The sequence below is a fragment of the Luteimonas sp. Soil_C_16 genome, assembly GCF_057657295.1.
This window is the reverse complement of record NZ_JBDGIS010000002.1, coordinates 16,345-42,018: the sequence shown is the minus strand read 5'-3', so window position 1 is coordinate 42,018 and position 25,674 is coordinate 16,345. Positions and strand designations below refer to the sequence as shown.

General features: G+C 69.3%; 24 protein-coding genes and 1 pseudogene. 12 read left to right on the top strand and 13 right to left on the bottom strand.

Annotated elements, in window-relative coordinates:
- Nucleotides 1–42 precede the first annotated feature (42 nt).
- On the top strand, nt 43–693 hold the full coding sequence (msrA, locus tag AC3A5T_RS04010) for a peptide-methionine (S)-S-oxide reductase MsrA (RefSeq protein ID WP_487627475.1): 651 nt from the start codon (nt 43–45) through the stop codon (nt 691–693).
- A 51-nt stretch (nt 694–744) separates the two neighbouring features.
- Here the strand turns inward: msrA and rnk are convergent, their stop codons facing one another.
- From rnk to AC3A5T_RS03985, 5 genes are all read right to left on the bottom strand, one after another.
- Nucleotides 745–1,167 (bottom strand): nucleoside diphosphate kinase regulator, encoded by a 423-nt coding sequence (rnk, locus tag AC3A5T_RS04005; RefSeq protein WP_487627474.1) that lies wholly within the window; start codon nt 1,165–1,167, stop codon nt 745–747.
- 105 nt (nt 1,168–1,272) lie between these two features.
- Nucleotides 1,273–2,184 (bottom strand): LysR substrate-binding domain-containing protein, encoded by a 912-nt coding sequence (locus tag AC3A5T_RS04000; protein ID WP_159679993.1) that lies wholly within the window; start codon nt 2,182–2,184, stop codon nt 1,273–1,275.
- Between the two features lie 73 nt (nt 2,185–2,257).
- A complete protein-coding gene (ahpF, locus tag AC3A5T_RS03995) occupies nt 2,258–3,841 on the bottom strand; it encodes an alkyl hydroperoxide reductase subunit F (RefSeq protein WP_487627473.1) in 1,584 nt (527 codons plus the stop codon).
- A gap of 196 nt (nt 3,842–4,037) precedes the next feature.
- Nucleotides 4,038–4,601: an alkyl hydroperoxide reductase subunit C gene (gene ahpC / locus AC3A5T_RS03990; RefSeq protein WP_232134417.1), complete on the bottom strand. Its 564-nt coding sequence runs from the start codon at nt 4,599–4,601 to the stop codon at nt 4,038–4,040.
- 346 nt (nt 4,602–4,947) lie between these two features.
- Nucleotides 4,948–5,799 carry an alpha/beta hydrolase gene (locus AC3A5T_RS03985; protein WP_487627472.1) on the bottom strand — a complete coding sequence of 284 codons (852 nt, stop codon included), beginning with the start codon at nt 5,797–5,799 and terminating at the stop codon, nt 4,948–4,950.
- A 60-nt stretch (nt 5,800–5,859) separates the two neighbouring features.
- Here AC3A5T_RS03985 and prmC point away from each other — a divergent pair, with 60 nt between their 5' ends.
- From prmC to AC3A5T_RS03970, 3 genes and pseudogenes are all read left to right on the top strand, one after another.
- Nucleotides 5,860–6,711, top strand: a complete 852-nt coding sequence (gene prmC, locus AC3A5T_RS03980; RefSeq protein ID WP_487627471.1) for a peptide chain release factor N(5)-glutamine methyltransferase — start codon at nt 5,860–5,862, stop codon at nt 6,709–6,711.
- Between the two features lie 35 nt (nt 6,712–6,746).
- Nucleotides 6,747–7,688, top strand: coding sequence for a prolyl aminopeptidase (pip, locus tag AC3A5T_RS03975; protein ID WP_487627470.1), 942 nt, complete (start codon nt 6,747–6,749; stop codon nt 7,686–7,688).
- 101 nt (nt 7,689–7,789) lie between these two features.
- Nucleotides 7,790–7,999, top strand: a pseudogene (locus AC3A5T_RS03970) (alkylphosphonate utilization protein); the annotation flags it as partial.
- Nucleotides 8,000–8,022: 23 nt separating this feature from the next.
- Here AC3A5T_RS03970 and AC3A5T_RS03965 read toward each other — a convergent pair.
- The 4 genes from AC3A5T_RS03965 to AC3A5T_RS03950 all read right to left on the bottom strand — a co-directional run bounded on the left by AC3A5T_RS03965 (nt 8,023) and on the right by AC3A5T_RS03950 (nt 10,646).
- Nucleotides 8,023–8,424 (bottom strand): hypothetical protein, encoded by a 402-nt coding sequence (locus tag AC3A5T_RS03965; RefSeq protein WP_487627469.1) that lies wholly within the window; start codon nt 8,422–8,424, stop codon nt 8,023–8,025.
- A gap of 76 nt (nt 8,425–8,500) precedes the next feature.
- Nucleotides 8,501–9,061, bottom strand: coding sequence for an NUDIX hydrolase (locus tag AC3A5T_RS03960; RefSeq protein WP_487627468.1), 561 nt, complete (start codon nt 9,059–9,061; stop codon nt 8,501–8,503).
- A gap of 41 nt (nt 9,062–9,102) precedes the next feature.
- Nucleotides 9,103–10,059 (bottom strand): 5'-3' exonuclease, encoded by a 957-nt coding sequence (locus tag AC3A5T_RS03955; RefSeq protein WP_487627467.1) that lies wholly within the window; start codon nt 10,057–10,059, stop codon nt 9,103–9,105.
- A complete protein-coding gene (locus tag AC3A5T_RS03950) occupies nt 10,056–10,646 on the bottom strand; it encodes a nitroreductase family protein (RefSeq protein ID WP_487627853.1) in 591 nt (196 codons plus the stop codon). The genes AC3A5T_RS03955 and AC3A5T_RS03950 overlap by 4 nt, the downstream gene beginning before the upstream one ends.
- A gap of 75 nt (nt 10,647–10,721) precedes the next feature.
- Between AC3A5T_RS03950 and AC3A5T_RS03945 the strand changes: the two genes are divergently transcribed.
- From AC3A5T_RS03945 to AC3A5T_RS03935, 3 genes are all read left to right on the top strand, one after another.
- The gene (locus AC3A5T_RS03945; protein ID WP_487627466.1) at nt 10,722–13,064 is read left to right on the top strand and encodes a DUF1631 family protein; all 2,343 of its coding nucleotides are present in this window, start codon (nt 10,722–10,724) and stop codon (nt 13,062–13,064) included.
- A gap of 140 nt (nt 13,065–13,204) precedes the next feature.
- Entirely contained in the window at nt 13,205–15,271 is a 2,067-nt protein-coding gene (locus tag AC3A5T_RS03940; RefSeq protein ID WP_487627465.1) for a DUF1631 family protein, read from the top strand.
- Nucleotides 15,272–15,353: 82 nt separating this feature from the next.
- The gene (locus tag AC3A5T_RS03935; protein WP_487627464.1) at nt 15,354–16,466 is read left to right on the top strand and encodes an NAD(P) transhydrogenase subunit alpha; all 1,113 of its coding nucleotides are present in this window, start codon (nt 15,354–15,356) and stop codon (nt 16,464–16,466) included.
- 125 nt (nt 16,467–16,591) lie between these two features.
- On the opposite strand, the gene AC3A5T_RS03930 is transcribed toward AC3A5T_RS03935, so the two are convergent.
- From AC3A5T_RS03930 to AC3A5T_RS03920, 3 genes are read right to left on the bottom strand one after another with little or no spacing between them, the layout of a single operon-like run.
- Nucleotides 16,592–17,041, bottom strand: a complete 450-nt coding sequence (locus AC3A5T_RS03930; protein WP_487627463.1) for a DUF3106 domain-containing protein — start codon at nt 17,039–17,041, stop codon at nt 16,592–16,594.
- A gap of 2 nt (nt 17,042–17,043) precedes the next feature.
- A complete protein-coding gene (locus tag AC3A5T_RS03925; protein WP_487627462.1) occupies nt 17,044–17,421 on the bottom strand; it encodes a hypothetical protein in 378 nt (125 codons plus the stop codon).
- Complete coding sequence (locus tag AC3A5T_RS03920) at nt 17,418–18,029, bottom strand: RNA polymerase sigma factor (RefSeq protein ID WP_487627852.1); 612 nt, start codon at nt 18,027–18,029, stop codon at nt 17,418–17,420. Before AC3A5T_RS03920 ends, AC3A5T_RS03925 begins: the two co-directional genes overlap by 4 nt.
- 136 nt (nt 18,030–18,165) lie before the next feature.
- Between AC3A5T_RS03920 and AC3A5T_RS03915 the strand changes: the two genes are divergently transcribed.
- Together AC3A5T_RS03915 and AC3A5T_RS03910 are read left to right on the top strand one after the other, a co-directional pair.
- Nucleotides 18,166–18,465: an NAD(P) transhydrogenase subunit alpha part 2 gene (locus tag AC3A5T_RS03915; protein ID WP_332079648.1), complete on the top strand. Its 300-nt coding sequence runs from the start codon at nt 18,166–18,168 to the stop codon at nt 18,463–18,465.
- A 40-nt stretch (nt 18,466–18,505) separates the two neighbouring features.
- A complete protein-coding gene (locus AC3A5T_RS03910) occupies nt 18,506–19,894 on the top strand; it encodes an NAD(P)(+) transhydrogenase (Re/Si-specific) subunit beta (protein ID WP_487627461.1) in 1,389 nt (462 codons plus the stop codon).
- Nucleotides 19,895–19,907: 13 nt separating this feature from the next.
- Here the strand turns inward: AC3A5T_RS03910 and AC3A5T_RS03905 are convergent, their stop codons facing one another.
- Nucleotides 19,908–20,288, bottom strand: coding sequence for a hypothetical protein (locus AC3A5T_RS03905; protein WP_487627460.1), 381 nt, complete (start codon nt 20,286–20,288; stop codon nt 19,908–19,910).
- 142 nt (nt 20,289–20,430) lie between these two features.
- Here AC3A5T_RS03905 and sufT point away from each other — a divergent pair, with 142 nt between their 5' ends.
- From sufT to AC3A5T_RS03890, 3 genes are all read left to right on the top strand, one after another.
- Complete coding sequence (sufT, locus tag AC3A5T_RS03900; protein WP_487627459.1) at nt 20,431–20,982, top strand: putative Fe-S cluster assembly protein SufT; 552 nt, start codon at nt 20,431–20,433, stop codon at nt 20,980–20,982.
- Between the two features lie 458 nt (nt 20,983–21,440).
- The gene (locus tag AC3A5T_RS03895; RefSeq protein ID WP_487627458.1) at nt 21,441–23,168 is read left to right on the top strand and encodes a S8 family peptidase; all 1,728 of its coding nucleotides are present in this window, start codon (nt 21,441–21,443) and stop codon (nt 23,166–23,168) included.
- Between the two features lie 134 nt (nt 23,169–23,302).
- A complete protein-coding gene (locus AC3A5T_RS03890) occupies nt 23,303–25,618 on the top strand; it encodes a pre-peptidase C-terminal domain-containing protein (RefSeq protein WP_487627457.1) in 2,316 nt (771 codons plus the stop codon).
- The last annotated feature ends 56 nt before the right edge of the window (nt 25,619–25,674 follow it).

Here is a 25,674-nt window from a genome sequence, read left to right as displayed (position 1 = left end):
CCAGAACGCACGGCAATCTGCCGCGCCCCCGGAGATATCGCGATGCTCGGAATCGGAGCCTGGAAACAGCGTCTGCCGCGGCCCCAAGATGCGCTGCCCGGTCGCGACACGCCGGTGACGCTGCACAACGCGCACGCGGTGCACGGCCGCCCGCTGCAGGACGCCTTCGAAGGTCTGGAGCAGGTGCAGTTCGGCATGGGCTGCTTTTGGGGCGCGGAACGCAAGTTCTGGTCGCTGCCGGGTGTGGTCACGACCGCGGTCGGTTACGCCGGCGGGGTGACGCCGAACGCGACGTACCGCGAAGTGTGTTCCGGTCAGACCGGGCACACCGAAGTGGTGCTCGTCGTCTACGACCCGGCGCAGATCGCGTTCGAAACGCTGCTGCAGACGTTCTGGGAAAGCCACGACCCGACCCAGGGCATGCGTCAGGGCAACGACACCGGCACCCAGTACCGCTCGGCGATCTACTGTACGACGCCCGCACAGGCCGCGCTGGCGCACCGCAGCCGCGACGCCCACGCGGCGAAGCTGCAGGCGGCGGACTATCCGGACATCACCACCGAGATCCTCGACGAAGCGCCGCCGTTCTATTACGCCGAGAACGAGCACCAGCAGTACCTGCACAAGAATCCCGGCGGGTATTGCGGCATCGGCGGTACCGGCGTGGCCTGCCAGGTCGGCGTGCCGCTCTGACCTGACGTGGTGAATCGTGCGGCGCCCAGGTTGGCGCCGCACGCAGGGCGATCAATGATCGGCGGGCGCAACTTCCAGTACGCGCAGGCGCAGGGTGCGTCCGCCACTGACCCGCCAGTCGATGCGCTGGTCGATCGTCAATCCCAGCAGGGCCGTGCCCACGGGCGCGAGGACCGACACGTGGCCGGCGTCCACGTCCGCTTCGTGCGGATAGACGAGGGTGAGGGTGTGTCGGGCGCCGGTGGCGTCGTCGATGCAGGTCACGCGTGCATGCATGCCGACGGTCGCGTCGGCGGGCGCATCGTCCGGCAGCAGGTCGGCGCGATCGAGTTCGCGCTGCAGCGCCGCTGCGCCGGGGTGTTGCCGGTGGATCGGTGAAGCGAGCAGCGCGTCGAGGCGCGCGAGGTCGTGACGGGTCAAACGGATCGACGGGGCGTCGGAGGGCGGCAGGCCGCTGGTGGAGTGCGATGACATCAGAGTTCCTCGGGTTGGAAGGGCGCTCGAACGACGCCCATGAGAAAGGCGACGCAGTGCGCCGCCCGGGGTCCATTGTGCCGTGTCCCGCGTGCGCGGCGCGATTCAGGCCGCCGCGTGCTCGAACAACGCGGGCGGCAGATCGCGCAGCACGCCCGCCAGTTCCAGCAGGAACGCGTGCATGGCCGAGCTGCGGCGCCAGACCAGGGCGATGCGCCGGGTCGGGCGGGTGTCGCTGAAATCGAGCAGGCGCAGATGCGGCGACGGCGCGACCGGCGGCTTGGTCGCCAGCACCGGCAGCAGGGTCACGCCGACATTCGCGGCGACCATCTGCCGCAGCGTTTCCAGACTGGTGGCGCGGAATTCGGCGTGTTCGCCGGCGCCCGACAGGCGACAGACATCGAGCGCCTGTTCGCGCATGCAGTGGCCGTCTTCGAGCAGCAGCAGCTTCTGCGACGACAACTCCTGCAGGCTCAGGCGTTCGCGTGCGGCCAGCGGGTGCTGATCGGATACCGCGAGCAGGAACGGTTCCTCGAACAGGAACTCGGCATGCAGCGCGTCCTCGTCGACCGGCAACGCGAGGATCGCCGCATCCAGGCGCCCGTCGCGCAGCCGTGTCAGCAGCACGTCGCTCTTTTCTTCGACCAGCAGCAGTTCCAGCTGCGGAAACCGTGCGCGCAGCGGCGGCACCGCGTGCGGCAGCAGATAGGGCCCCAGCGTCGGGAACAGGCCGAGCCGGATCGAGCCGGCTTCGGGATCCATGCTGCGTCTGGCCAGTGCCTTCATCTGTTCGACATCACCGACGATGCGGCGCGCGCGGTCGGCGACCTGCACGCCGATCGGCGTCAGCATGACCTTGCGCGGCGCGCGTTCGACGAGCGCGACGCCGAGCTCTTCTTCGAGCTTGCGGATCTGCGTCGACAGTGTCGGCTGGCTGACGAAACACGCGGCCGCGGCGCGGCCGAAATGCCGCTCGTCGGCGAGCGCGACCAGATAGCGCAGGTCGCGCAGGTTCACGGCGCGTGCTCCGCACACGTCCCGGATCGCGCAGGCGATGCCGGGACGTGCGGGGCGCGGGCCGCGCGCGGGATCACGCCGCCTCGGCCTCGGCCGTCTCGACGACCGGCACGCGGATCAGGTGATCGAACGCGCTGAGCGCAGCGGTCGCGCCCTGGCCCATCGCGATGACGATCTGCTTGTAGGGCACCGTCGTCGCGTCGCCCGCGGCGAACACGCCGGGCACCGAGGTCTGGCCACGGTCGTCGACGATGATCTCGCCACGCGGCGACAGCGCGACCACACCCTTGAGCCACTCGGTATTGGGCAGCAGGCCGATCTGCACGAACACACCCTCCAGTTCGACACGGTGGCTGTCGCCGCCGACGCGGTCGCGGTAGACCAGCGCATTGACCTTCGCGCCGTCGCCGAGCACTTCGGTCGTCTGCGCGCTGGTCACGATGCGCACGTTCGGCAGGCTGCGCACCTTGCGCTGCAGCACTTCGTCGGCGCGCAGCTGCGCGTCGTATTCGATCAGGGTGACGTGGGCGAGGATGCCAGCCAGATCGATCGCCGCTTCGACACCTGAATTCCCGCCACCGATCACCGCCACGCGCTTGCCCTTGAACAGCGGGCCGTCGCAATGCGGGCAATAGGCCACGCCCTTGTTGCGGTACTGGTCCTCGCCGGGCACGCCCATCTGCCGCCAGCGCGCGCCGGTCGACAGCACCACGGTGCGCGACTTCAGCGACGCGCCGTTCTCGAGCTTGATCTCGACCAGTCCGTCATCATCGGCCGGCAGCAGCTGCGTCGCGCGCTGCAGATCCATGACGTCGACGTCGTACTCGCGCACGTGCTGCTCGAGCGCGGTGGCCATCTTCGGCCCTTCGGTCTCCGTGACCGAGATGAAGTTCTCGATCGCCATCGTGTCCAGCACCTGGCCGCCGAACCGCTCCGACGCCACGCCGGTGCGGATGCCCTTGCGCGCGGCGTAGATCGCCGCCGCGGCGCCAGCCGGGCCACCGCCGACGACGAGCACGTCGAACGGCTTCTTCGCCGCGATCTTGGCCGCTTCGCGCTTGGCCGCGCCGGTGTCGAGCTTGGCGACGATCTGCTCCAGCGTCATGCGGCCCTGGTCGAACTTCTGGCCGTTGAGAAACACCGTCGGCACCGACATGATCTCGCGCGCCTCGACTTCCGCCTGGAACAGCGCGCCGTCGATCGCCACGTGGCGGATGCGCGGGTTGAGCACGGCGGCGAGATTCAACGCCTGCACCACGTCCGGGCAGTTCTGGCACGACAGCGAGTAATAGGTCTCGAACAGGTAGTCGCCATCGAGCGCCGCGACCTGCTCGATCGTGTCCTGGGCCGCCTTCGACGGATGGCCGCCGACCTGCAGCAGCGCCAGCACCAGCGAGGTGAACTCGTGCCCCATCGGCAGGCCGGCGAAGCGCACGTCGATGTCGGTGCCCGGGGACGTCAGTGCGAACGAGGGCGTGCGTGCATCGGTGCCGGCGGTATCGACGGTGATCTTCGCGCTGGCATCTTTGAGGTCTTCGAGCAGCGACAGCAGCTCGCGCGACTTCGCGCCGTCGTCGACCGAGGCGACGATGTGGATCGGGCGCACCGCGCGCTCCAGATAGGCCTTCAACTGCGCCTTGAGATCGGCTTCCAACATGGCAACGCTCCTGACGACGGGTGGGGGCGTCCGCGACGCACCGGCGAAGCGGGCATCGGAACCGGGGGAGAGGGGTGGACCGCAGCCGGCGGGGGAGGAGACCGGCTGCGGTCCACCCCCATCCGCGCTGGGCGGGATGGGGGTGGAGACGGCGCGATGGACCGCGCCGTCGTGTCACACGATCAGATCGGAACGATCAGATCTTGCCGACGAGGTCGAGCGACGGGGCGATGGTCTTCTCGCCGTCCTTCCACTTGGCCGGGCAGACCTCGTTCGGGTTGGCGGCGACGTACTGGGCAGCCTTGAGCTTGCGCAGGGTCTCGCTGACGTCACGGGCGATCGCGTTGTCGTGGATCTCGAGGGTCTTGATCACGCCGTCCGGGTTGATCACGAAGGTGCCGCGCAGGGCGAGGCCGGCTTCTTCGATATGCACGCCGAACGCGCGGGTCAGCTGATGGGTCGGATCGCCGACCAGCGGGAACTGCGCCTTGCCGACGGCCGGCGAGGTTTCGTGCCAGACCTTGTGCGAGAAATGCGTGTCGGTGGTGACGATGTAGACCTCGGCGCCCAGCTTCTGGAACTCGGCGTAGTTGTCGGCGGCGTCTTCGACTTCGGTCGGGCAATTGAAGGTGAAGGCGGCCGGCATGAAGATCAGGACCGACCACTTGCCCTTGAGGCTCTCGTTGCTGACTTCGATGAACTCGCCGTTCTGGAACGCGGTGGTCTTGAACGGCTGGACTTCGGTGTTGATGAGGGACATGCAAGCTCCTGGACGGGGGAAGGCGGGCGACTCGAAAATCGCGGCCGGCGAATCCGGCTGCGCATAGAGTAGGCAACGTCTATCGATATGGGAAATCGATTATAGGAATTCAATCGATAGTCTTTGACTATCGATTTCGGTTCAGGAATAGACCGTAGGAAACGGTTCCACAGGGGCTTGCAATCGCTGTTGCGCTGCAGCAATATCGGGTCAACAGGCGTCGCGCAGCGGTTTTACGCGGCGCCAGCAGCCCTCCAAGGCTGCGTACCGGATTCCGTGTCCGTACCTCCCTCCCACACGTCCACGGAATTTTTGAAGGCGGCCTCGGCCGCCTTCATTTTGTCTGTTATTCCGCTTCGGTCGGATCCAGACCGATGAATGTCCGGATCGCCGGCAGCACCTCGGGGGCGCGTTCCGGGTCGTAGAACGCCGCGGCGGTGACGAAGTGGTTCCCGCCCGAGATGATCTCCAGCGTCGAAGCCACGCCCTTGCGGCGCAGCGCGAAGTCCAGCTTGCGGCTGTTGCCCACGTCTACCGTGCGGTCGCCGTCGCCGTGGACCAGCAGGAACGGCGGTTCGTCGCCATCCACGAAGCGCACGGCCATCGCCTCGGGCCACTGGCTTCGCGGGCCGAAGATCTCCTCGAGCTTGCCGCTGATGACGAAGTCGTAGGGGCCCGACAGGCCGATCACGCCCGCCAGATCCTTCGGCTTCAGATCGACCGCGGCCAGGTGTCGCGCATCCGTGCCCAGCAGCGCGGCGATCTGCGCACCGGCCGAGTGACCCGCGATGAACACGCGCTTCGGGTCGCCGCCGTATTCGGCCGCGTGATCGACGGTCCAGCGCACCGCGTGCGCGGCATCGCCCATGAAGGCAGGGAAGCCGGCCGCCGGCCATGTGCGGTAGTCCGCGACCACCGCGACGACGCCGTTCTGCGCCAGGCGGCTGCCGACGAACCGGTACTGCGCGCGCGTGCCGTACTGCCAGGAGCCGCCATAGAAGAACAGCACGACCGGCGTATCGGGCGCGGCGTTCTGCGGGCGATAGATGTCGAGCGCGAGCCCGCGTGTGGTGTCGTAGACCGCGGTGGCATCCGGCTGCGTGCTGTCGCGATTGACGAAGCCGAAGAACGCGCTCTGACAGCCCGAGACCAGCAGGGCGAGCGTGGCGGCGACACAGGCGTGGATTGAACGGCGCATCGGTGATCTCCTCGAGGTGCGACACCATGCCCGCCCGGGGGCCGGCTACGATGTGAAGTCATGATTACGAATCGAAGTCCCGCGCTGGATGCATTGCTGCGCGACGCCGCCGCCCGCATCGACGCGACCGACGCGCGCTGGCTGCTCGCGCACGCTGCCGGCCGATCGCAGACCTGGCTGTTCGCGCATGCCCGCGACCCCGCGCCCGACAGCGTGGCCGCGCGTTTCGAATCGCTGGTCGCGCGCCGTGCCGCGGGTGAGCCCGTCGCCTATCTCACTGGTGTACGCGGCTTTTTCGGGCTGGATCTGGCGGTGACGCCGGCGACGCTGATCCCGCGGCCGGAGACCGAGCTGCTGGTCGAATTGGCGCTGGCGCGGCTGCCTGCCGAACACGCGCGCGTCGTGGATCTCGGCACCGGAAGCGGCGCGATCGCTCTGGCGATCGCACGCAAACGATCCGACGCCGCGGTGCTGGCGACCGATGCCAGCGTCGACGCACTCGCGGTTGCCCGTGCGAATGCGCAGGCGCTGGACGTGCCGAATGTGCGCTTCGCCCACGGCGACTGGTACGCGCCGCTGGACGGCGCGCGCTTCGACATGATCGCCAGCAATCCGCCCTACATCGAAGACAAGGACCCGCACCTGTCGCAGGGCGATCTGCGCTTCGAACCGGCCTCGGCGCTGTCGTCCGGTGCCGATGGTCTGGACGCGATCCGTGTGCTCGCCGCGGGTGCGCCCGCGCACCTCGCGCCGGGCGGCTGGCTGTTGATCGAACACGGTCTTGCACAGGGCGCGGCGGTACGCGCGCTGTTCGAACAGGCGGGCCTCGTCGAGGTCGCGACCGAGCGCGATCTGGAGGCGCGTGACCGCGTGACGCTGGGCCGCGCGCCCGGGGCTCCGGAGGCCGGCTGATAGACTGGCGGCCGGTTTTTCCCGGATCCACGCGCATGCGCCAGCTCTATCCCGCCATCGAACCCTTCGACACCGGCACGCTCGCCGTCGACGACCGCCACACGCTCTATTACGAGCAGTGCGGCAATCCAAAGGGCAAGCCGGTGGTGCTGCTGCACGGCGGTCCGGGCGGCGGCTGCAGCCCGAAGATGCGCAGCTTCCACGACCCGGCCAAGTACCGGATCGTGCTGTTCGACCAGCGCGGCGCCGGGCGCTCGACGCCGCATGCCGATCTCGTCGACAACAGCACCTGGGATCTGGTCGCCGACATCGAGAAGCTGCGCACGCATCTGGGCATCGACCGCTGGCAGGTGTTCGGCGGTTCCTGGGGTTCGACGCTGGCGCTGGCCTATGCGCAGACCCATCCGCGCCAGGTCACCGAACTGATCCTGCGCGGCATCTTCATGCTGCGGCGCTGGGAGCTGGAGTGGTTCTACCAGGAAGGCGCGTCGCGCCTGTTTCCGGAAGCCTGGCAGCAGTACATCGCGGCGATTCCGGAAGACGAGCGTGGCGATCTGATCGCGGCATTCCACAAGCGCCTGACCAGCGACGACGAGGCCACGCGTCTGGCAGCCGCGCGCGCGTGGAGTGTGTGGGAAGGCGCGACCAGCTTCCTGCACATCGATGCCGATTTCGCCGACAGCCATGCCGACGCGCAGTTCGCACTCGCGTTCGCGCGCATCGAGAACCACTACTTCACCAATGCCGGCTTTTTCGAGGTCGACGACCAGTTGCTGCGCGATGCCTATCGCATCGTCGACATTCCCGGCGTCATCGTCCACGGCCGTTACGACGTGGTCTGCCCGGTGCAGAGCGCGTTCGACCTGCACCAGGTGTGGCCGAAAGCCGAACTCGTCGTCACCCCGACATCGGGCCACTCCGCGTTCGAGGCCGAGAACGTCGACGCGCTGGTGCGCGCGACCGACCGCTTCGCCTGACGCGCGCGTCGCGGTCGATCCGCGGCGACGTCATCCAACCTATCGATGCGCGACGGCAGGTCCGTCGCGCACAGGAAACTCCGATGTCTGAAGAAGAGCTCATCGTCAGGGACTGCAACGGCGCCCGCCTTGCCGACGGTGACGCGGTCACCGTGATCAAGGACCTCAAGGTCAAAGGCACCAGCGTCACGCTCAAGCGCGGCACGCTGGCCAAGCACATCCGTCTGACCGACGACCCCGATCTCATCGAATGCAATGTCGAGAAGGTGAAGGGCCTGGTGCTGCGGACGGAGTTCGTCAAGAAGGCTTGACCTCGAGGTGTCACGAAGCTGACCTAATCCGTGGAGACGTTGTGCATCACCGCGCCAACCACGCGGACGGGATGCATGTCCGGATTTCCGGGCCCGGCCCGGTAGCGGAAAGCGCGAGTTCCGGTCTCGGCCCACGTAGCATCCGCACGTTCGGGCGTCTTCGAGACGACCACGACGTCGCGCACTCGCCCCCGCTTGTCGATCGTGTACTCGAGTTCCACCGAATCCGCCATCGGGCGTTCGCGCGCAGTCTTGAGCGGCCCCCTGTCTAGCATCCTGGTCGCTGTTGTGCTCCTCGGCGTCCAGTACGCATGCAGCTGATCACGACTCACTTCGATCAAGCTGGTGTCCGAAGCGATACCGGCTTCCGACAAAAGCGTGCCCGTCGCCAACAGCGCCGCGATTACGAACTTCCGTGTGTGCATAGAGACGTTCCTCCATCGTGTCTCGACACGGTGGATCGTGTCTCACGCGCCGTCAAGTCGGGACAGCCCTCAAATCTCAATCCGCGGGCGAGCCGTCCGGATTGAAGTCCACCATCCACAGGCCGGCCCAGAGCTTGAGATCGAGCTCGTAGCCTTCCGCATGTTTCTGCATGAGCCAGGCCGGCGCGGTCGCGCGGGGCACGGTGTGGACGATGATCGCTTCGTCATCCACGCCGCCACCGTCGCCGACCTGCGTCAGCTCGCGCGCACGCACGAAGGCGACGCGTTCGTTGCTCATGCCGGCGGTGGTCGGGCCGGTCAGCAGCACGTCGACGCGGCCGGCGGACCAGCCGGTTTCCTCGATCAGTTCACGCCGCGCGGCGTCTTCCAGCGAATCGGTGGAGCCGCCGTCGCCGACCAGGCCGGCCGGCATTTCGATCGTGCGGGCGCCCAGTGGCACGCGGTACTGCTCGACGAACAGCACCTCGTCGTCGGGCGTCACCGCGATCACCAGCACCGCCATGCCGTTGCCGCCATGCGTGCGTTCGCAGGCTTCCCATTTGCCGTGGCGGACCAGCCGCAGCCAGTCGCCCTGATAGAGGACTTCGGTGTGTTCGCGCATCGATGGATTCGTCATGCGCCGATGCTAACGCGGGTCCGTGACGACCGACAGCGCACTCAGGCCATCGCGGGCGGCGCGTAATCCAGTCCGGCGACGCTGTGCAGCCGACGCCGCGTCAGCGGTCCGAAGCGCAGGGCTTCGCACAGTGCGTGGAGCGCTGCGGCATCGCCGGTGCGGCGTGAGAATCCAGTCGTGCCTTCGCCCAGCGGCGCATCGCAGGCGATCGTCGTCAGCTGGCGGTACAGGCGCGCCGCGTCGGCGTGCTGCCGCAGTTTCGGCCCGACCTGTCCGGCGCCGCGGAAGCGCAGGAACTGGATCTCGTCGCTGCGTTCCAGCAGCGCGTCGAGCGTACGGAAGTGATGCAGCAGACTCGCCGCGGTCTTGCTGCCGATGCCGGGCACGCCGGGAATGTTGTCGACCGCATCGCCGCACAGCGCGAGATAGTCGGCGATCTGGTGCGCCTCGACGCCGTGGCGATCGCGCACACCGGCCGCCGTCCAGCGCACGCCGCGCGCGTAGTCCCACTGTTCGTCCGCGCCTTCCAGCAGCTGCGACAGGTCCTTGTCGGCCGAGACGATGACACCGTGATGCGCGCGCGCACGACCGGCGACCAGTGCGCTGCCGATCAGATCGTCGGCCTCGTATTCGGTGTCAGCCAGCACCACGAATCCGAGCGCGCGGCACAGCGCCTTGCACTGCGCGAACTGGCGCCGCAGTTCGTCGGGCGCAGGCGGGCGGTTGGCCTTGTAGGCCGAGTAGAGGCGGTTGCGGAAGCAGCTGTCGAGCGCTTCGTCGAACGCGATCGCGATGTACTGCGGATTCGCCCGCTCCACCAGCTCGGCGAGAAAGCGCGCGAAGCCGTGCACGGCATTGGTCGGCCAGCCTTCGCCATCGCGGAACTCGTCGGGCATCGAGTGCCAGGCGCGGAACACGTAGAGGCTGGCGTCGACCAGATACAGCGGGGCGGTGGGCGGCGCAGGCGTGGCCTGCAGCGCCTGTGGCGGCAGGGTCACGGGGCTTGCCAGTCGGTCAGCAGCGTGGCCGGGTCCGGACGCTCGCGTTCGGGCGCTTCGATGCGCGGCGTGCCGATGTGGATGAAGCCGGCGACGCGCTCGTTCGCGCCGAGACCGAGCAGCGCCAGCACGTCGGGATCGTAGGCCGGCCAGCCCGACAGCCACGAGCCACCGAAGCCCAGCGCCTGCGCGGCCTGCAGCAGCGCGAAGCAGACGCTGCCGGCGGTCAGCAGGCGCTCGACCTCCGGGATCTTGGTGTCCTGCGGATCGAGCACCGCGACCACGACGATCACCAGCGGCGCATGCGAGAACCGACGGCGATCCTTGTCCAGGGCGCCGTCGCCAATATCGGGATCGCGCTCGAGCGAGCGCGCTGCGAGCCGTTCGCCGAGTGCGTCGCGATCGGCGCCTGCGATGCGCAGGAAACGGAACGGCACGCGCTTGCCGTGATCGGGCACGCGCGAGGCCGAACGCAGCATGCGCAACAGGGTGGCGTCGTCCGGGCCGGGGGCGTCGAGCTGCTTGGCGGGGACGGATCGGCGTGCATCGAGCGCCGCGAGCGCCTCGTGTTCAGTATTTGCGGAGATGGTCACAGACCTGCCGTGGGGGTTCGGGAATCTTATGCGAGGGGCATTACGCCCCTTCCCCCGATTCTCCTCCAAATGACGCATCACCACGACATCGGCGCCGGTTCCGGCTCGCGCGCGGGTCCTGCCCGCGACGCTGCGCGCGTCCTCGAGACGCTGCGCCACGACGCCGTGACTGCGTTGGGTGGTGTGCTGTCCGGGTTCTGGAGTGCGATCGAAGAGCAGGTGCGCCTGGCCGCGCTCGCGCGCCACGACTACATGGTGGCGCAGGAAGAGCGCATGGCCGTGCTGGAGCTCAACCAGCGCGCGCTGGAACTGGCCACGCGCTTCCGCAAGGCGATCGAAACCGAATTCGACCAGTGGCTGGCCGACCGCCCGGCGCCGCCGGTGGCCGACGGGCTGTCGCTGATGTCCGAGGGCGAGCTCGAAGTGCATCTGGCTGCGCAGCAGATCGTCGAGCTGATGGACCACCAGTTCCTGCACCCGCTGGCCGCGTTGAACGATCGTCTGGACGCATTGGCCGCGCGCCTCGGTATCGAGGGTGTGCACGCCAATCCATTGCGACCGGAAGTGCCGGTCCTCGCCTTCATGCGTCTGTTCAAGGCCGACGAGCTGCCGGCCGGCCTGCGCGCGATGGTGTTCAACCAGTTCGACAAGCGCCTGCCCGGCATCCTCGCCGAGGTCTATGCTCGGGCCAACGCATCGCTCGATGCCGCGGGCATCGGTCCGGGCGCCGTGTCGCAGCCGCCGCAGGCCCAGGCCCGGCCGGTCGTGCATACCGCCGCGCCTGCGCGATCCACGCGCCACGATGCTGCCGGCGAGAGCTGGGTGCCCGACGGCGGCGTGGTCGCGCACGCGGCGCCCGACACGCACGCAGCGACCGGCGGTGCCGACGCACCTGCATACGGGCCGCTGTCGGCCGGTCTGATGGACGTGCTGGCTGCCCACGGCCATGCACCTGCCGGTGCGGCTGCGCCGCGTGGTTACCGGGATCTGGTCCGCGAGCAATTGCACCAGTGGCGCGAGCGTCGCGCGCACGACATGACACCGGACGCGGGCGCCGATGGCGCGGGCGGTCCGGTGCTGGGCATGTCGCAGCTGCTGAGCGTCGCGCGGATGCTGCAGGGCGACGATCCCGCGCCGTTCGCACGCGCGCTGGTCGGCGACGACCGCCGCCGTCTCGGTGATGTGATCCGCGACGAACTGCTGCGCGGCCTGCGCGAGCTGGGCGTCGATACCGAGCAGACGCCGCTCAGCCGCGAAGACGAGGACGCGATCGATCTGGTCGGCATCCTGTTCCAGGCGCTGTTCGACGCCAACGATCTGCTCCAGCAGGCCCGCGACATCTACGGCCGGCTGGTGATGCCCTATCTCAAGGTCGCACTTACCGATGACTCGATGTTCAATCAGCGCGCGCATCCCGCCCGCCGGCTGCTCGATGCGGTGACCGAGGCCTGTGACGGCAACGTCGGTGACACGCCGCAGGATCGGGATCTGCTCGACCAGGCCGGCCGCGTGGTCGACCGCGTCGTCGACGAATACGAGAGCGACCAGGCGGTATTCGAACTCGCCGCGGGCGAACTGCGCGAGCGGCTCGACCAGCAGCGGCGGCGCGCGGATGTCGCCGAGCGCCGTGCGGCCGAAGCCATCCATGGTCGCGAACGCCTGCAGCAGGCGCGCCGCAGCGTCGACGACATGGTCGCCTCGCGCCTGTCCGAGCGCCGCCTGACGGCCGCCGTCGCATTCTTCCTCGATCGCCACTGGCGCCACCATCTCACCCAGACCTGGCTGCGCGACGGGCCGGACTCGGCGCGGCACCTGGCCGCGATCGGCATTGGCGATGCCATGGTCCAGGTCGACTTCGACGCCGCGCACGCACTCGGCACCGCGGTCGCCGACGAGCTGCTGGCGCTGCAGGTGCCGCTGGCCGAGTGCTATTCCAGTTGCGGCCTCGATGCGAACGCCGCGCGCGATGCGGTGGCGCGGATCATCGCGGCGCTGGCGCTGCCCGACACGCCGCGCAGCGTGCACGCGCCGCAGTCGTCCGAGGTCGAGGACGAGGCGCCCGATCCGGCCGTGCGCCTCGCAGGCGGGCACGATGCTTTGGATTTCGACCCGACGATCGCCGCACGCATGCGCCAGCTGCGCGTCGGCCAGTGGCTGCGTCTGGTCGACGACAACGGCCGCGAATCGGCGGCGCGTGTCGCGTGGATCAGTCCGCTGACCCAGCGCCTGCTGATCGTGAACCGGCGCGGCATCCGCCGCATGGTCGTGTCGCCCGAGGAACTGGCCGCGCTGGTCGGCGCGGGCCGTGCCGTCGTGCGCGCGGTCGATGCGCCGTTCGACGAGGCCATGAAGCAGCTGTGGCAACAGCTCAACGCGGCGAATGATCCTGCCGGCGACGCTGCGACCGCCTGATCTGTGTGCGCTACCGTTAAGACGCGCTGACGGACCTTGCGTTATTGTCCGGCGATCTTATGGGGGACGGAGTGGGCGCGATGCCCGTGTCGACGCAAGGACCGGGCGATGCCCTGCGGACGGAAACGCCCGCGCAACTGATGGAAGGAATCCGTCGCGAGGCCACCGCGCGGCTGCTGCCGCTGCTGGGCGAAACCCTGCGCAGCGAACGTGCGCGTCTGCAGCGCGCCTGCGACGACGCGACCCAGGACAGCCCGGCGCGCGACGCCGATGCCGAGGACCTGACCAGCCTGACCGTGCTCGCCGCCGAACTCATCCAGCACGAACACCGCTGGCAGAAGGCGCTGGGCGAAGTGTTCGCCGCGTGGCCCGAACCACCCGCGTCGCACGCGCGCAGTGCGTTCTCGTTGTTGTCGGACGACGAACTGCAGGCGCAGCTGATCGGGCAGCCGGTTGCCGAGGCACTCGACCGGCGTTTCGAGAGCGTGCGCGACATCATCGATCGCCGGCTGCACACGCTGGCCGGTCGCCTGCAGTATCGCGGCCGGCCGTCGAATCCGTTGGCCGCGCGTTTCCTCGTCGAGAGTTTCCTGCGCGCCTTCGAGGCCGGCGATTGCGGCCGTCGTCTGCGTGCGTCGCTGCTGCGGCGACACGAAGCGCTGCTCGATGCCGAACTGGGCGGGGTCTACGCCTGGTGCAATACGCGTCTGGCCGAAGTCGGCTGCGCCCTGGCCGGCGACAGCGACCATGCATCGCTGATCGCGGGACTCGGCGGCTCGACGGACACCTTGCCGGCCAACAAGACCCGGATCTGGGAGCAGGGCAACGCCGTCGCGCAGGCGGGTGCTGGGGCATCGCCCGCCGCACGCGGTGATGCGCCGCGCGGCAATCTGCTGCGCCGGCATGCTCGGCGCCAGCGCGACGCGCGGCGCGCGGAGCTCGACGCCGCCGAACGCAGCTTCCGGCGTGACGAATTCCTGTCCACGCTCGCGCTGCTGCAGTCCGAACGCAGCCTGCCGCCCGGCGACACACACGCGATCCGCCTGCGCGAGGGCCTGTATGCGGTGGCCGGCGGCCTGGGCATCGATCGCCACACGGTCGCCTTCGACGGCGAGCAGGACGAAGCGCTGATCCTGATCGGCGCGCTGTTCGACCTGATCGCCGCGCGCCATCAGCTGACCCCCGCCACCCGCGAGCGTCTCGCGCTGCTGTCGGTGGCCTGGCTGCATCTCGCGCTCGAGGATGCGCACCTGTTCGAGCCGTCGTCGCCGCCGGCGATGCAGCTGCTGTCGGCGCTGGTCGAGTTGTGGGACGGCGTCGATCCCGACGACCCGCAGTCGGTCGAGCAGCAGGCACTGGCCGACCGCGTCGCCGATGCAGTGCTCGACGGCGCGCAGGGCGATGGCCGGATATTCCCCGCGCAGCTGGCGCAGATCGATGGCGCGCTCGCTGCGAACCGTCGGCGCGCGGAGGCGGTGGAGCGTCGCACCTGGCAGGCTCTGCGCGGTCGCGAGCGGCTCGATGCCGCCCGCCGCCAGGCGCGGATCGAACTCGCGCGCCGGCTCGACGGCCGTCCGCTGCTGCCCTCGGTCGCCGGTTTCCTGGATGTCGAATGGCGCCAGGCGCTGGCGCAGTCCTGGCTGCGCGATGGCGACGATTCGGACCGCTATCGCGAAGTGCTGTCGCTCGGCGATGCGCTGGTCGAATCCGATGGGCTGGCGGCGAACGATGGCGGCAGTGCGGTCGCCGATCGCCTGCTCGGCATCCTGCCCGCGCTGCGCGACTGCTGCGCGCAATGCGGCAACGATGCGAACGCCACCGAGGCGCGGCTGGCCGGCCTGGTGGCCGAGCACGCCAGCCCGACGCCGCGTCAGGTCCACCTGCCGACACCGCCGAGCGACGACGACGTGCCGCTGTTGCCGGATGACGCCGATCCGCAGGCCGGTCTCGCCGACACCACGTTCGCCGAGGGGCAGCGCTTCGTGCAGCCCGACGGCGCGGGCGCGGGGCGGACCTTGCGAATCGCGTGGCGCAGCTCGCTCAGCGGCGCCTGCCTGCTGGTCAATGCGACCGGCGCGCGCGAATTCCTGCTGATGCCGGCCGAACTGCACGCGATGATCGAGGCCGGCCAGTTGCAGGCGCGCCCGGGTGGCGGCGCCGTGTCGCAGGCGTTGGCGACGCTCGCGGCGCAGGCCAGCGCGGCCTGATCGATCCGCCGCCGGCGCGCGGCATGCTGCGACCGGCGACATGGCCTAGGATGACGTCGACTCCAGGGCGAGGACGATGTCGATGGCGGTGACGATCGGCGTGGCGCGTGAAACCGCGGTGGGCGAACGGCGCGTGGCGCTGACGCCGGAGACCTGCAAGAAACTCGTGGCGGCCGGCGCGCAGGTGCGCGTCGAGCGTGGACTCGGCAGCGCCGCCCATTTTTCCGATGCCGCGTATGCCGATGCCGGCGCGACCCTGGTCGACGATGCACGGGCCGCGCTGTCGGGTGCGGGGGTCGCGCTGTGCGTGCGACCGCCGGAGATCGACCGCCTGCACCTGCTCGACGCCGGCACCGCGCTGGTCGGTGTGTTGCAGCCCGACGCCGAGGCCGCACGCGGCGACACGATCGTGTCGCGCGGGCTGGTCGCGTTTCCACTCGAACGCCTGCCGCGCACGACGCGCGCACAGTCGATGGACGTGCTCAGTTCGCAGGCCGGCATGGCCGGCTACAAGGCGGTGCTGATCGGCGCGCAGCTGGCGCCGAGGTTCTTTCCGATGCTGACCACCGCCGCGGGCACGATCCGGCCATCGAAGGTGCTGGTGATCGGCGCGGGTGTCGCGGGTCTGCAGGCGGTCGCGACCGCGAAGCGCCTCGGCGCGCAGGTCGAGGGCTTCGACGTGCGACCGGAAACGCGCGAGCAGATCGAATCGCTGGGCGGACGCTTCCTCGATCTGGGCGTCAGCGCCGCGGGCGAGGGCGGGTATGCGCGCGCGCTGACCGACGCGGAGCGCGCCGAACAGCAGCGCCGTCTCGGTGATCACCTCAAGGGCATCGACGTCGTCGTCTGCACCGCGGCGGTGCCGGGACGGCCCGCACCGAAGATCGTCACCGCGGCGATGGTCGCCGGCATGCGGCCGGGCAGCGTAATCGTCGATCTGGCGGCGGAGAGCGGCGGCAACTGCGAGGCGACGCGGCCGGGCGAGACGGTGGATGTCGGCGGCGTCATCGTCGCCGGGCCACTGGATCTCGCCTCGCTGGGCGCCACGCACGCGAGCGAGATGTTCGCGCGCAATGTGTTCAATTTCGTCCAGCTGTTGCTGGTCGATGGCGGGCTGGCGCCGGACTGGAGCGACGAACTGCTGGCGAAGACGGTGTGGCCGGCGCGCGCTGCAGTGGAAGACGCTGCGGCCTGAAGGCGACGCCGTCCCGACGCATGACGTCGGTACGCGAACGGTTTCGTTGCGCGCCGCCCGCGCCGCCACTCGTGCGAAGAACATCGCGCTGCGCCGGTGGCCGCTGAATTCGCGGCCTTTTTCGATCAGGGGCCTCGCGAGCCGCGACGCGGCGGGGCGGGATTCTCCGCGGCCCAGCGACGGCGCTGTTCGGGCGTCATCTGCTTCCAGCGTTCGCGCAGGGCGTCGCGCTCGGCATCGGGTAGCGTGCGCAACTTGCTGTAGAGCGCGCGGGCTTCTTCGCGCTGTTCGGGCGGCAGGTGCTTCCAGCTGTGCATGCCGTGACGCGCCTCGGCGCGCTCGGCCGGCGTCATCGACTGCCAGCGCCGCGCGTGTTCGAGCATGCGCTCGCGCTCCTGCGCATCGGCGCTGTTCCAGCGTTCGCGCACCGGCCCGATCAGCTGTTCGCGCTGTGCGGGCGTGAGCTGGTCCCACGCCGGTGGCGGCGCGGACTGGGCGAGTGCGGCATTGCCGCACAGCAGCAGCCACGGCAGCGCGGCGGCGAGGAGGACGGTTCGGGTCAGGGGCAGGGACATGGTCATTCCGCGGCGAGCAGGGTGGACTCGTTGGCGGCGAGCCAGCGATAGAAATCGGGGGATTCGTCGTAGCCGGCCAGCGCTTCGTCGACGCCTTCGTCGATGTGCGCGGCCGATTCGGCCGCCGCGAGTACGGGCGTCGCCGTCGGCGCGTCCGTGGCCGGCATCAGCATGCGCGCGCCGATGGCGAGCGCGCACACCGCAGCGAATCCGGTCGCCAGCGGGATGCCCCAGCCGCGCCGTGCCGGCGTGGTGGCTTGCGAGGCGACATGACGTGCGCGATGCAGGCGCGTGGTGGTCGCAGGCGTGATCGTGTCCTGCGCCTGGGCGTAGAGCGCGCGCAGTGCGGCGTCGTCCTGCGGGTCGTGCGACCGGTTCATCGGAATTCCTCCAGGTGCGTCTGCAGCGCCTCGCGGGCGCGGAACAGATGGGTCTTCACCGAGCCCTCGCCGCATCCCATGATGCGGGCGGTGGTCTCGACATCGAATTCTTCGAGCACGCGCAGCGAGAACGCTTCGCGCTGGCGCCGCGGCAATTGCCGCAGGGCCTCGGCCAACCGTCCCCAGGCCTCGCGTCCGTCGTGGTGGCGGGCCGGGTCGGGGCCGGCGTCGGCCCAGTCGATCTCCTCGCCGTCCGGCGCGCGCGCATCGCTGAGCCAGCTCAGCCGGAACGTGCGCCGGCGCTGCACGTCGATGATCCGGCTGCGCAGCACGGTCCAGAACAGCGGCGTCCATTCCGACGGCGGACGCTCGCGATAGCCGAGCATCTTGATCATCGCGTCCTGCACCGCGTCCAGCGCGTCGTCGCGGTGGCGCAGGCCGAGTTCGGCGAAGCGGAACGCGCGGCGTTCGACGCTGGCGAGAAACCCTTCCAGCGTCGTCGGCAATGCGGGAGTGGCGGCGTCGGCCGCGACGGTGGATTCGGTCACGTCGCCAAGCCTACCGTGCGCAATGTGCGCATGCGGGTCGGGAAAGTGGCTGCCATCCATCGTCGGGTCGTCGCCATTGGCGGGGTCTGCACAGGTCAACGCGTGTCCGGCGCGGCGGTTGACGTGGACGGCGCCGGCCGGCTGGCGCGCCGTTCAACGGCGGTTATGATGCGGACGACGGGCCCGGGGAATCGCAATGATCGATGGTGTCGTGGCGCTGTACATCTTCATGCTGGCGGCAATCGCCGGCCACGTGATCATCTCGCGGGTGCCGGTGATCCTGCACACCCCGCTGATGTCGGGTTCTAACTTCATCCACGGCATCGTGCTGATCGGCGCGATGCTGGTGCTCGGCCATGCCGACACGACGCTGGAGAAGGCGATCGGCTTCATCGCCGTGCTGATGGGGGCGGGCAACGCCGCCGGCGGTTACGTCGTGACCGAGCGGATGCTCGAGATGTTCAAGCCGTCGGGTCGTCCGGGGACGCCGGAGTGAGGGCCGCCATTGCGATGGCATCGCACGCAGGACGCATCGCATGAGCGGCCTGCAGTGGCTCGTCGCCGGCAGTTATTTCGTCGCCGCCACGCTGTTCCTGCTCGGCCTGCAGCGCATGGCCTCGCCGCGGACCGCGCGCTCGGGCATCCAGTGGGCCGGCGTCGGCATGGTGCTGGCGACGGTGGCGACGTTCTTCGTGCCGGGGCTCGCGAACATCGGCCTGATGCTGGTCGCGATCGCGCTGGGTACCGGGCTCGCGTGGGTGTCGGGCAAGAAGGTCGCGATCACCGACATGCCGCAGATGGTCGCGCTCTACAACGGCCTGGGCGGCGGGTCGGCGGCGGCGATCGGTGCGGTCGAACTGCTGCGCTGGTCGGGTTCGGGCGCCGCGCCGCCGCGGCTGTCGCTGGTGCTCGCGGTGCTGGGCGCGCTGATCGGCGCGATCGCGCTGTCGGGCTCGGTCATCGCGTGGGCCAAGCTCGACGGGCGCATGGACAAGCGCTACGTGTTCCCGGGCCAGCAGCTCTTCAATCTGGCGGTGTTCGTCGGCGCGCTGATCGCCGGCGGACTGATCGTGCATGCGCTGGGCGTGCCGGCGATCGTGGTGTTCTTCGTGCTGGCGCTTGCGCTGGGCGTGCTGATGACGCTGCCGATCGGCGGCGCCGACATGCCGGTGGTGATCTCGCTCTACAACGCGCTGACCGGTCTGGCGGTCGCGTTCGAGGGCTACGTGCTGGGTAACGAGGCGCTGATCATCGCCGGCACCATGGTCGGCGCGGCCGGCATGCTGCTGACGCGGTTGATGGCCAAGGCGATGAACCGCTCGATCGCCAGCGTGCTGTTCTCGAGCTTCAGCGCCGGCGGCACCGCGGCGGCGATCGAGGGCAGCCAGAAGCCGATCGAGGCCGCCGATGTCGCTGCGCTGATGGCGTATGCGGCGCGCGTGGTGATCGTGCCCGGTTACGGCATGGCCGTGGCCCAGGCGCAACACAAGATCTGGGAGCTGAGCCAGCGGCTGATCGAGCGCGGGGTCAAGGTCCGCTTCGCGATCCATCCGGTCGCCGGACGCATGCCCGGGCACATGAACGTGCTGCTGGCCGAGGCCGGCGTGCCCTACGACCTGATCGTCGACATGGACGACGTCAATCCGGAATTTCCGAACACCGACGTGGTGCTGGTGATCGGCGCCAACGACGTGGTCAATCCGGTCGCCAAGACCGACCCGCAGAGCCCGATCTACGGCATGCCGATCCTCGACGTGGTGCTGGCGAAGAACGTCGTGGTGATCAAACGCGGCAAGGGGACGGGCTTTGCCGGCATCGAGAACGCGCTGTTCTACGCCGACAACACCCGCATGCTCTATGGCGATGGCGCCGAAGCTGCGGGTGCGCTGGTCGCCGAACTCAAGGCACTCGACGGCGGCCACTGAGCCGTCGCGCGGATCAGCGCGACGCCACCGCCGCGATCACGATCGCGGCACCGAGCCAAGCCAGATCGACCGTGGAATTGGCCAGCGTCGCCAGCGTGTAGGCGTGGTGCGGGCCGAGTTTGAGCAGCGATTCCCACGGCAGCATGCCCATCGGCCGGGCGAGCTGCGCAGCGACGATGCCGAAGTTCGCGATCACGATCGCCAGCGCCGTCGCCGCAGTCCCGGCCAGTGCCCGGACCAGGCCGGGGCGGGCACGGGCGAGGCGCAGCAGCCAGGCTGCATCGAAGGCGGCGATGACGGCCATCCAGCTCGTCTGGGCGCCACGCGCGTCGGCAAGCAAAATCCACGCGGCAGCGATGCCGAAGCTGCCGAGCAACAACAGGGCGGTCGCCATCGGCCAGCGCCGGGCGCCCGCGGGGTGGTGCCTTGGCGGCATGGAAGGCTGCATCGCGGAAACGGCCGGCCAGCATACCGGCGCGCGGCGATACAATGACAGGCCTTGTCGTGGCCGCCCTTGGCCACCATCTGATGGTCCTATGTACTCCCGCAGCAGCGAACCCGTCCGTTTCGAGCGCGATTGCGCCGCCGTCCTCGTGCCGGCCGGCGAACACGTGACCCTGCCCGCGGGCAGCGCCGGCTACATCACCCAGGCGCTGGGCGGCAGCTACACGCTGTTCGTGGAGGGCAACCTGTTCCGGATCTCCGGCCGCGATGCCGACGCGATCGGCAAGGAGCCGCCGGTCCCGCTGGAACTGCCCGACGGCGCCGACGATGCAGCCGTGGAGCGCATGGTGTGGAACCAGCTGCGCACCTGTTTCGATCCTGAAATCCCGATCAACGTCGTTGATCTGGGGCTGATCTATGAAGCCGACGTACAGCCGACCGACGATGGCCAGCGCCGCCTCGAGGTCAAGATGACGCTCACCGCGCCCGGCTGTGGCATGGGCGACATCCTGGTCGACGACGTGCGCAGCAAGCTGGAACTGATTCCCACGGTCGTCGAGGCCGACGTGGAACTCGTGTTCGACCCGCCGTGGAACCGATCGATGATGTCGGAAGCCGCGCGCCTCGAAACCGGCATGCTCTGATCCGCTCGACGGACCGTTGGTCGCGTCAGCCGTCTTGAGCACGGTGCCCCGCGTCACTACCCCGGCCGCCTGAGGCCGTTCCCTGACAACCGAAATCAGACCCTGCGAGCCGCTGCGTTCGCGGGTGCGTCGGCGCGTCTGTCGTGCGGTGTCAACGCAGACGTGCGAACGACAGGCAGGCCATTCCGGCCGCCAGCGTCCCGGTCCATTCAGCGTGCGTTCGGTCCCGGAATCGTGACCCACATCGTCGATATGTGACGGGCTACGCCATTTTTCATGGAAATTTAACGCGTTTCTGCGTTGCGAACCGGCCGCACTGTCGCGTAGCGTCAGTTTGCGGTCAGTTTTGTCACGTCCGCATTCGTTGCGGAGTCGGCGTTGCCCGGAGTTCAGGCGGCGACGACGGCTCCCGATCTGCCGCCCCAGCGCGGCTCACCCACAGGTTTGGGGGTTATCGGATGTCGAATCACCCGCATCACGCGCCGCGCCGTCGTCTGCTCGTCGCTGCCACGTCCCTCGCGCTCGCGGCCCTGGCGCCGCTGTCGCTCAACGCCACGGACCGGCTCAACCTCGGCGGCCTGCAGTCGTCCGATACCCACGACCGCTTCATCGTCAAATACCGCGACGGCTCCGCGCTCCAGGCCGACCCGGCCGCGATCGACACCGCGCTGCGCGCCTCCGCCAGCCGGATCGCCGTCAGCGGCGGCGGCAAGCAACTGCGTCTCGAACACGTCCGGCGCATGGCGCTGGGCGCCGATGTGGTGCGCACCAGCCGCAAGCTCGACCGCGCGGATGCCGAATCGCTGATGCGCCAGATCGCCGCCGATCCGAACGTGGAATTCGTCGAAGTCGACAAGCTCAACCAGGTGTTCTGGACGCCGAACGATCCGCGCTTCAGCAGCCAGTACGGCTTCGGCACCGGCGCAGGCGGCATCCGCGCGACGACCGCCTGGGACACCACCAAAGGCGCGGGCGCGGTCGTCGCCGTGCTCGATACCGGCATCACCAACCACAGCGATCTCAACGCGAACATCCTGCCCGGCTACGACTTCATCATCGACGCCGCGGTGTCGGGCGACGGCGGCGGGCGCGACGCGGATCCCAGCGATCCCGGCGATTTCTACAACGGTCGCGCGTCGAGCTGGCACGGCACCCACGTGGCCGGCACGGTCGCGGCGGTCACCAACAACGGCGTCGGCGTCGCGGGCACCGCGCCCGAGTCGAAGGTCGTGCCGGTGCGCGTGCTCGGCCGCGGCGGCGGTTACGACTCCGACATCGCCGATGCGGTGATCTGGGCGTCGGGCGGCACCGTCAGCGGTGTGCCCGCGAACGCGAATCCGGCCGAGGTCATCAACCTCAGCCTCGGCGGCGCCGGTACCTGCGGCAGCGCGATGCAGAGCGCGATCAACGGCGCGGTCAACCGCGGCACCACGCTCGTCATCGCCGCAGGCAACAGCAACGCCAACGTCTCGGGCTTCTCGCCGGCCAACTGCAGCAACGTCATCTCGGTGGCGTCGAACACCAGTACCGGCGCGCGTTCGAGCTTCTCCAACTACGGCAGCGGCATCACGATCTCAGCGCCCGGTTCGGGCATCGTCTCCACGCTCAACAGCGGTCAGACCACGCCGGGCAGCGAGAGCTACGCGACCTACGACGGCACCTCGATGGCGGCGCCGCACGTCGCCGGCGTCGTCGCGCTGATCCAGTCGGTCTCCAATCCCGCCAAGACACCGGCGCAGATCAAGGCCCTGCTGACCAGCACCGCGCGGGCGTTCCCGTCGACGCCGTCCCAGCCGATCGGCGCGGGCATCGTCGATGCCGCAGCGGCCGTTGCAGCGGCGACCGGCGGCACCGTGCCGAATCCCGATCCGGGCACCGGCGGTCTGCAGAACGGCGTGCCGGTCACCGGCGTGTCGGGTGCGGCCAACAGCGCGCAGACGTGGACGTTCACCGTGCCGTCTGGCGCCCGCAACCTGGTCATCGCGATCTCGGGCGGCAGCGGCGATGCCGACCTGTACGTGCGCCGGGGCAGTGCGCCCACGACGTCGACCTACGACTGCCGTCCGTACCGCACCGGCAATGCCGAGAGCTGCGCGTTCGCGACGCCGCAGGCGGGCACGTATCACGTGCTGGTCCGCGGCTACACATCGTTCTCCGGAGTCACGCTGCGCGCCAGCCACAACTGAAGGCGGGTTCGGGGAGTTCCGGGGGAGGAAGGGCAGGCAGCGGACATCGTGATCGTGATGTCCGCCGCCGGCGGAGCATGCCGCACGCGGTGTGCTCCGTTTTTATCTGTCACCACTGAGGGGTAGAGAACAGGATGAAGACTCTTATCGCATGCATCACCGCCGGCACGCTGTCGGTCGGTGCTGCCGCGGCGGCGACGCGCGACGCGCGACCGGCCGCGTTCGACAACCGGCTGCCGGCCGAACAGACGGTCGAACTCAAGCGCATGCCGGCGGTCGACGCCGCGCGCCTGCGCGCCGAGGATGCGCGACAGGATCGCGCCATGGGCCAGCGCCCGATCCGCTTCGCGACACCGCACGCCGTCGACCTGACGCCGAACAACGCCGGTGACTGGGACGAGATCGCCGGCGGGAATCTGGTCTGGCGCCTGCGCGTGGAATCGAAGGACGCGCTTTCACTGAATTTCGGCTTCTCCGAGTTCCATTTGCCCGAAGGCGCGCGCCTGCTGGTCTATCCCGAAGGCCTGTCCAAGAACGCCGATCCCGAAGCGATCCAGACCTTCACCTCCGCGCACAACAAGGCCAGCGGCAGTCTGTGGACGCCGATCGTCCCGGGCGACAACGCGATCATCGAAGTGGTGGTGCCGAAGGCGCGCATGGGTGAGCTCAAGCTGCGCCTGACCAGCATCAACCACGACTACGTCGGCTTCGGCCGCCTCGCACGCGAAGGCGCGCTGGCCCAGACCAAGGGCGTGTCCGGCAGCTGTAATGTCGACACGGTGTGCCCGGACGGCGACGACTTCCGCGACGAGATCCCGTCGGTCGGTGCGTACTCGCGCTTCGGCACGTTCTACTGCAGCGGCTCGCTGGTCAACAACACGTCCAACGACCAGAAGATGTACTTCCTGACCGCGAACCACTGCGGCATGGGTACCGCGGATGCGGCGGCCAGCATCGTCGTCTACTGGAACTACCAGAACTCCACCTGCCGCACCCCGGGCAGCGCCGAGAGCGGCGCCAACGGCGACGGCAGCCTCGCGCAGAACCAGACCGGCGCCGTCGTCCGCGCGACCAATGCCGCGTCCGACTTCACCCTGCTCGAATTCGACGACGCCGCCGATCCGGCCTTCAACCTGAGCTGGTCGGGCTGGGATCGTCGCGATCTCGCACCGGCAGGCGCGACCGGCATCCATCACCCGCGCGTCGCCGAAAAGCGCATCACGCACTCCGACAACCCGCTGCGCGTGGAAGGCTATCTGGGCGCCAGCGGCAATACCCACCTGTGGGTGCAGTGGAACCAGCGCGGCACCACCGAAGGCGGTTCGTCGGGTTCGCCGATCTACAGCCCCGAGGGTCGCGTGATCGGCCAGCTGCACGGCGGCTACGCCTCGTGCACCACGACCGGCGCGGACCACGTCGACTGGTACGGCCGTCTGTTCACCTCGTGGACCGGCGGCGGCACCGCGGCGACGCGTCTGAGCGACTGGCTCGATGCCGCGGGCACGGGCGAGGAGTTCGTCGACACGATCGGCGCCGATGGCGGCGGCACCCCGGGCGTGCCGGTGGCCGGCTTCGATTTCACCGTCGACAACGACACGCTGACCGTCACCTTCACCGATACCTCGAGCGACGACGGCGAAATCGTCAGCCGCGCCTGGGCATTCGGCGACGGCACCACCTCGACCGACACCAACCCGGTCAAGACCTACGACGCAGCCGGCGTGTACTCGGTCGCGTTGACGGTCACCGACGACGAGGGCAACACCCGCACCCGCACCCAGCAGGTGGAAGTGGGCGACCTCACGCCGGATGCGACCGCACTGACCAACCGCACGCCCGTATCGGGCCTGTCGGGCGCGGCCGGTGCCGAGCTGCTCTACAGCATCACCGTGCCGGAGGGCGTCAGCGGTCCGCTGTCGATCACGACCTCGGGCGGCAGCGGCAACGTCACGCTGTACGTCAGCCAGGATGAAGAGCCGCAGGCGGATGCCTACGACTTCATCTCGCAGCGTCCGGGCAACAACGAAGTGGTGCGCATCGCCAACGTCGAAGCCGGCACGTACTACGTGAAGGTGGTCGGCGTGACCGCGTTCGCCAACGTCAGCGTGCAGGCGCGTCACAACCCGCCGAGCGAGGGCGGAGACGGCGGGCTGCGCAACGGCGTGCCGGTGACCGGTCTGAGCGGCGCGGCGGGCAGCCAGCAGTTCTGGACGATCCAGGTGCCGGCGGGCACCAGCAGCCTGCGCGTCGCACTGAGCGGCGGTACGGGCGATGCGGATCTCTACGTGCGCGCCGGCTCGCAGCCGACCACGACGGCGTACGACTGCCGCTCCTGGGTGGTCGGTAACAACGAGACCTGCACCATCAGCAACCCGCCGGCGGGCACGTACCACGTGCTGGTCAACGCCTACGCGACCTTCAGCGGGGCATCGCTGGTCGCGACCTGGTAATCGTCCGGACGTTCACCCCGGGCACGCCCGGGGTGGCGGCATCATCGCGGGGTCGC

Excerpts from the sequence above, each read along its gene's own strand:
- msrA (WP_487627475.1), top strand. The coding sequence starts at position 43 with ATGCTCGGAATCGGAGCCTGGAAACAGCGTCTGCCGCGGCCCCAAGAT.
- rnk (WP_487627474.1), bottom strand. The coding sequence starts at position 1,167 with ATGTCATCGCACTCCACCAGCGGCCTGCCGCCCTCCGACGCCCCGTCG.
- ahpF (WP_487627473.1), bottom strand. The coding sequence starts at position 3,841 with ATGTTGGAAGCCGATCTCAAGGCGCAGTTGAAGGCCTATCTGGAGCGC.
- ahpC (WP_232134417.1), bottom strand. The coding sequence starts at position 4,601 with ATGTCCCTCATCAACACCGAAGTCCAGCCGTTCAAGACCACCGCGTTC.
- AC3A5T_RS03985 (WP_487627472.1), bottom strand. The coding sequence starts at position 5,799 with ATGCGCCGTTCAATCCACGCCTGTGTCGCCGCCACGCTCGCCCTGCTG.
- prmC (WP_487627471.1), top strand. The coding sequence starts at position 5,860 with ATGATTACGAATCGAAGTCCCGCGCTGGATGCATTGCTGCGCGACGCC.
- pip (WP_487627470.1), top strand. The coding sequence starts at position 6,747 with ATGCGCCAGCTCTATCCCGCCATCGAACCCTTCGACACCGGCACGCTC.
- AC3A5T_RS03965 (WP_487627469.1), bottom strand. The coding sequence starts at position 8,424 with ATGCACACACGGAAGTTCGTAATCGCGGCGCTGTTGGCGACGGGCACG.
- AC3A5T_RS03960 (WP_487627468.1), bottom strand. The coding sequence starts at position 9,061 with ATGACGAATCCATCGATGCGCGAACACACCGAAGTCCTCTATCAGGGC.
- AC3A5T_RS03945 (WP_487627466.1), top strand. The coding sequence starts at position 10,722 with ATGACGCATCACCACGACATCGGCGCCGGTTCCGGCTCGCGCGCGGGT.
- AC3A5T_RS03940 (WP_487627465.1), top strand. The coding sequence starts at position 13,205 with ATGGAAGGAATCCGTCGCGAGGCCACCGCGCGGCTGCTGCCGCTGCTG.
- AC3A5T_RS03935 (WP_487627464.1), top strand. The coding sequence starts at position 15,354 with ATGGCGGTGACGATCGGCGTGGCGCGTGAAACCGCGGTGGGCGAACGG.
- AC3A5T_RS03930 (WP_487627463.1), bottom strand. The coding sequence starts at position 17,041 with ATGTCCCTGCCCCTGACCCGAACCGTCCTCCTCGCCGCCGCGCTGCCG.
- AC3A5T_RS03925 (WP_487627462.1), bottom strand. The coding sequence starts at position 17,421 with ATGAACCGGTCGCACGACCCGCAGGACGACGCCGCACTGCGCGCGCTC.
- AC3A5T_RS03920 (WP_487627852.1), bottom strand. The coding sequence starts at position 18,029 with ATGGATGGCAGCCACTTTCCCGACCCGCATGCGCACATTGCGCACGGT.
- AC3A5T_RS03915 (WP_332079648.1), top strand. The coding sequence starts at position 18,166 with ATGATCGATGGTGTCGTGGCGCTGTACATCTTCATGCTGGCGGCAATC.
- AC3A5T_RS03910 (WP_487627461.1), top strand. The coding sequence starts at position 18,506 with ATGAGCGGCCTGCAGTGGCTCGTCGCCGGCAGTTATTTCGTCGCCGCC.
- AC3A5T_RS03905 (WP_487627460.1), bottom strand. The coding sequence starts at position 20,288 with ATGGCGACCGCCCTGTTGTTGCTCGGCAGCTTCGGCATCGCTGCCGCG.
- sufT (WP_487627459.1), top strand. The coding sequence starts at position 20,431 with ATGTACTCCCGCAGCAGCGAACCCGTCCGTTTCGAGCGCGATTGCGCC.
- AC3A5T_RS03895 (WP_487627458.1), top strand. The coding sequence starts at position 21,441 with ATGTCGAATCACCCGCATCACGCGCCGCGCCGTCGTCTGCTCGTCGCT.
- AC3A5T_RS03890 (WP_487627457.1), top strand. The coding sequence starts at position 23,303 with ATGAAGACTCTTATCGCATGCATCACCGCCGGCACGCTGTCGGTCGGT.